Origin of the sequence: Streptomyces sp. SID14478, from assembly GCF_010548525.1 — a bacterium.
GTDB lineage: Bacteria > Actinomycetota > Actinomycetes > Streptomycetales > Streptomycetaceae > Streptomyces.
This window is the reverse complement of record NZ_JAAGMG010000937.1, coordinates 1-623: the sequence shown is the minus strand read 5'-3', so window position 1 is coordinate 623 and position 623 is coordinate 1. Positions and strand designations below refer to the sequence as shown.

Here is a 623-nt window from a genome sequence, read left to right as displayed (position 1 = left end):
GAGGAGGGCCGCGCCGCAGACGGCGGCCAGCGTCAGGAAGCGAGGGTGCACAGGGAGATGCCTTCGGTCGGGGACACCCAATCTGGGCCCCCCGGGCGGCGGCGTCCACCGGTCGGGGGCCGGTCGGGGGCGGGCCGCGGCGGACAGGTGCGTACGCCCTCTTGATGCGGACCCGTCACCCGTGCCATACAGGTCCCTTAGAGGTCTGTACCAATCCGAACGCCGATCCAGCGACCGGTTCGATTCGAGCGGAAGGCACGCCCGTGCGACGCGTTCCCCCACGCACTCTGCTCCCCCGCGCGGCCTGCGCCGCCGCCCTGCTGACGGCCGTGACCGGCTGCGGCCTGTTCTCGGACGGCGACGACGCCGCGGGACCCGCCCTGTCCGAGCCGGTCGGCGTCACGGCGCAGGCCGGCAGCGCCACGTCCGTGCACGTCATGTGGAACCGTCCGGTGAGCACCACGGATGTCACCGGGTACGAGGTGTACCGCGGCTCGGCGCGGGTCAAGGAGCTGACCGCCGAGCAGCACATGGTGGACGTCACCGGCCTGCGCCCGAAGGCCCGTTACGTGTTCACGGTCCGGGCCCGCGGCAAGGACGGCGGCCTCGGCCCCGCGAGCCGG

1 protein-coding gene is annotated in these 623 nt (G+C 73.8%); it reads left to right on the top strand.

Translation table 11 applies throughout. The features are described from left to right. Positions 1–263: 263 nt before the first annotated feature. Positions 264–623, top strand: a 360-nt coding sequence (locus tag G3I40_RS47465) for a fibronectin type III domain-containing protein (RefSeq protein ID WP_343245062.1), incomplete at its 3' end; no start/stop codon positions are given.